The organism is Kitasatospora sp. NPDC057518, assembly GCF_042802075.1.
In the GTDB taxonomy this organism is placed as follows: Bacteria; Actinomycetota; Actinomycetes; order Streptomycetales; family Streptomycetaceae; genus Kitasatospora.
In genome coordinates, this window is the sequence record NZ_JBHVEU010000604.1 from 1 (window position 1) to 4345 (window position 4345).

Genomic DNA, 4345 nt, shown 5'->3' on the forward strand with positions numbered 1-4345 from the left:
CGCCAACTCCCCCGCCAGCACCGGCTCCAGGAAGAACGACTCACTGAAGTTCTGGTTGAACCACGCGCACCGCACCACCGTCCACGCGGCCCCCGACTCCATCACCGCCTTCTCCCCCGCCTCCGCGGCCTCCTCACCGCGCCCCGACAGCAGCACCAGCCGCCCCACCCCGCGCTCCGCCGCCAACCGCGAGAACGCCCCCACCGCCTCCACCGCACCCGGGAACGCCAGATCCGGGTAGTACGTCAGATACGCCGCACTCACACCCTCCAACGCCCCCTCCCACGTCCCCTCGTCGTGCCAGTCGAACGGCACCGCACCCGAACGCGACCCCACCCGCACCCCGTACCCCAGGGCCGTCAGCCGGTCCGCCACCCGCCGACCCGTCTTCCCCGTCCCACCGACCACCAGCACGACACCGGACTCGACCGCGAGATCCACCACACCAGCCATCACACACACCCTCATTCCAAGACTCGGAGGAATCACCGACGACCGGTCCTTCGGAGGCGCCGGTTACGCCCGATCGGTTCGTCGTCGTGGCACCAATTCAAATCCCCCCTGGCCCGGCGATCCATAGCCGCCGCTCTCAGTTCCATGCGCGAGCGTCTACGCCACCGGTACGTCACCGACCAGCGGCGCTCCGCCCACCCACGGCCGTCGAGCCGTCCGCGGCCAGGGCTCCCCTGCCACCCACCACAACACACCCCACCCCCGGCAGAAAGCCCTTTCCAGCACCTCTCGACCCCTCCTCGACCGCGTGGGGCAATCACCGCGCGGTGCGTCCGCAAAGGGCCGAGGGGAAATCGGGGGGAACCGCGTCGGTCGGCCGGATCCGCATTCCCGTCACGCCGGGACCGCGGAATCCGTCGCCGTCGCCGATCGCCCCACAGTACGGGCCCGTACGAATATCGTCCGGGCCGGGCGGCCCTGTTCCGCCCCGGGTGCGGCCCGCCGCCCCGCCGGCCCCCCTTCGGCCCCGCTCGGACGTCGAGGCCGCGCCGACCTGCCCGAATACCCCCGTTGCCCCGGGGCCGGGCGAGTGGCTGGGACCTGTCGAATCCTTGAACCGGTCTACCTGACGGATCATCAGACTTGTTGTGAGTTAGGGAGATTGTCCGTGCACGGGCTCCCGTTCCATGGCTAGCATCGGAAATCCATTCTGTTCGAGCGCTAATCGCCTGGGAGGGGCGGCGCCGGACAGACCGACAGGAGACTTCTTCATGCGCGTGTCCAAGCACGTCCACCCCGTCAGCAGCCGCCCGACCGCGGCCGATGTCGCCCTGCCACCGGCACTGCCCTACCCCGACGGCTGGTCCGCACTCGCCTTCTCCGCCGAGCTCAGGCCCGGCACCGTCCTCACCCGCCAACTCGCGGGCGAGGACGTCGTGCTGTACCGGCTGCGCAACGGCCGCCTCCGCGCGATCCGCCCGTACTGCCCGCACCTCGGCGCCCACCTCGGCCTGGCCGCGGTCGAGGGCGACCACCTGGTCTGCCCCTTCCACCGCTTCGCCTTCGACGCCGAGGGCCGCTGCGTGCGCACCGGGTACGGCACCCAGCCGCCCAAGGCGGCACTGACGCCGCTGCCGGTGCGCGAGGTGAACGAGGCCGTCTTCGTCTGGCGCCACCACGACGGCCGGGAGCCGGACTGGGAGATCCCCGCCTGGCACCGGATCGACGACGGGCGGCAACCCCTGCGGTACACCTCCTTCGAGATGCCCGGCTACGCCCAGGACGTCATGGAGAACTCCTTCGACCTGGGCCACTTCGTCACCCTGCACGGCTGGCCGCAGGGCGAGTTGGTGAAGCCCGTGGAGTTCGACGGCACCACCTTCCACATCTCCATGTTGGTCCGGGAGACCTTCCCGCTGCTCGGCCTGCGCGAGGTCCAGGTCGAGGTGGACGGGTACGGCCTCACCGCCCTGCACACCGACGTGCACACGCCCTCGCTGGGCCTGGAGATCTGCTCGCTGGTCATGGCCACCCAGGTCGCTCCCGGCCGGATGCAGCTGCGGCAGGCGAGCCGCTTCGTCATGTCGGAGCCGTCCGGACTGCCGCCGGTCGTCGCCCGGACGGTCAGCCGGGCGGTCACCAGGCTGCTGGCGGGCCCGATGTTCAAGCGCAACCTGGAGTTCACCGCGGCCGACTTCCCGATCTGGTCCACCAAGCGGTACATGTCACCGCCGAAGCTCGCCCCGGGCGACGGGCCGATCGGCGCGATGCGGCACTGGGCCCGGCAGTTCTACCCGCCGGACCACCAGGCGCACCTGCCGGGGCCGACCGCGCTCACCGACCGGGACGGGCCCGGCGCGAACGGGAGCAGCACGCCCGACGGCGCTGCGAACGGGCACGGCCCGAACGGGAGCAGCACGCCCGACGGCGCCGCGAACGGGCACGGCCCGAACGGGAGCAGCACGCCCGACGGTGACGCCACCCCGAGCCGCACCCCGGCGGAGGCCCCCGGCACCGCCCCCAGCGGAGCCGCCCGGAGCTGAGCCGGCCCCGGCCACCCGCCGCCCCGTTCCTGCCCCACACCTGCCCCGCAGCCGATCCACGCCGTCGGCCCGAACCGGATCCGGGCGTCCCGGCGGTACCGTCTGGCGTGGAGTACGGACGGGCACGGCAAGGGGGACTCGGCGTGGAGGCACTGGAGGACGGGGATCCGCGGCAGGTGGGCGAGTACCGCCTGCTGCGGCGGCTCGGCGCGGGCGGGATGGGCCGGGTCTACCTGGGCCGGACGGCGGGCGGCCGCACGGTGGCGGTCAAGCTGGTGCACGAACAGTACGCGGCGGACCGGGAGTTCCGGGTGCGGTTCCGCAACGAGGTGGCCGCCGCCCGGCAGGTCGGCGGCCGGTGGACGGCCCCGGTGCTGGACGCGGACACCGAGGGCGTCCAGCCCTGGGTGGCCACCGGGTACGTCGCCGGTCCCTCGCTGGGCACCGCCGTACGGGACTTCGGCCCGCTGTCCGTCGCCGCCGTCCGCTCCCTCGGGGTGGGGCTCGCCGAGGCCCTGGAAGCCGTGCACGCCCGGGGCCTCGTGCACCGGGACGTCAAGCCCTCGAACGTGCTGCTGGCGCTGGACGGCCCGCGCCTGATCGACTTCGGGATCACCCGGGCGCTGGACGCGGCGACCGCGCTGACCCGATCCGGCTTCGTGGTCGGCTCCCCCGGCTACCTCTCCCCCGAGCAGGCCGACGGCCGGGGCGCCGGGCCCGCCTCGGACGTCTTCTCGCTGGGCGCCGTCCTCGCCCACGCCGCCACCGGCACCGCGCCGTTCGGCTCGGGGGTGAGCGCGGCCGTCCTGATCTACCGGGTGCTCCACGAGGAGCCCGAACTCGACATACCCGACGGCGAGTTGCACGCCCTGGTGGCGGACTGCCTGGCCAAGGACCCGGACCGCCGGCCCACCCCGGCGCAGCTGCGCGAGCGGCTGACGGCCACCGACCCGGCGGCGGGCGAGCGGCTGGGGCGACGGGACTGGCTGCCGCCCGCGATCGCCGCCTCGCTGGCCGCGCTCGCGGTCGAACTGCTGGACCTGGACGGCGACTCCCCGGCCCGACTCGCCGCGCCCACCGGGCAGTTCGGCCCGGCGGCGCCGTGGCCCGCCGCACCGCCGGCTCCCGGCAGCCCGACCCCGGGCACTCCCGCTCCGGGCACGCCGGCTCCGAGCACCCTGGTCCCGGGTACGCCGACGCCGTACTCCCCGGCGCAGCCCCCGCCGTACCGGTCCCCGTACCCGCCCGCGCCGCAGCCTGGCCCCCGTAGGCCCCGCCCCACCATCCTGCTGGTCGCCGCCGTCCTGGCCGCCGCCGTGGCGGGCACCGCGGTGTTCCTGGCCACCCGCGACAGCGGCACCGCCGGCCACGACAACGGCTCCGCCACCCACGCGCCGGGTCCCGGGGGCAGCTCGTCTGCCCCCACCTCCGGCGCCCCGGCCCCGGAGGGCGAGATCCCGGCCGCCTTCCTCGGCGCCTGGCAGGGCACCCTGGGCAGCCAACAGACCTTCGTCAAGCCGGACTTCGCGATCACCATCACCCAGGGCCGGACCAACGACCCGGTCGCGCAGATCCACAACAACGAAGGGGCCGGCACCCGCTACTGCGACGCGACCGCCAACCTGGTCCAGGCCACCGCCGACCGGGTGGTGCTGCGCACCGCCCCGATGAGCTCGCTCAGCGGCTGCGCCGCCGTCCCGTACGACCAGGTGTACACCCGCAATCCGGACGGCAGTCTGCACCTGCTGGTCGGCGGCTTCGCGGGCGACCTGCGGAAGAAGTAGGAAGAAGCAGGACGAAGCACCCCCTGTTCCGCGCGCGGCGGGGCGGCCCCCACTCCCCCGGGGGCC

The 4345-nt window shown here is 74.2% G+C and carries 3 protein-coding genes; 2 read left to right on the forward strand and 1 reads right to left on the reverse strand.

The window, feature by feature from the left end:
• On the reverse strand, positions 1-453 hold a 453-nt coding region (locus ACFU7Z_RS36915; protein ID WP_380782443.1), incomplete at its 3' end, for an SDR family oxidoreductase.
• 770 nt (positions 454-1223) lie between these two features.
• Here ACFU7Z_RS36915 and ACFU7Z_RS36920 point away from each other — a divergent pair.
• Positions 1224-2495: a Rieske 2Fe-2S domain-containing protein gene (locus ACFU7Z_RS36920; protein ID WP_380782445.1), complete on the forward strand. Its 1272-nt coding sequence runs from the start codon at positions 1224-1226 to the stop codon at positions 2493-2495.
• Between the two features lie 143 nt (positions 2496-2638).
• On the forward strand, positions 2639-4279 hold the full coding sequence (locus tag ACFU7Z_RS36925) for a serine/threonine-protein kinase (protein WP_380782447.1): 1641 nt from the start codon (positions 2639-2641) through the stop codon (positions 4277-4279).
• Positions 4280-4345 lie beyond the last annotated feature (66 nt).

Excerpts from the sequence above, each read along its gene's own strand:
- ACFU7Z_RS36920 (WP_380782445.1), top strand. The coding sequence starts at position 1,224 with ATGCGCGTGTCCAAGCACGTCCACCCCGTCAGCAGCCGCCCGACCGCG.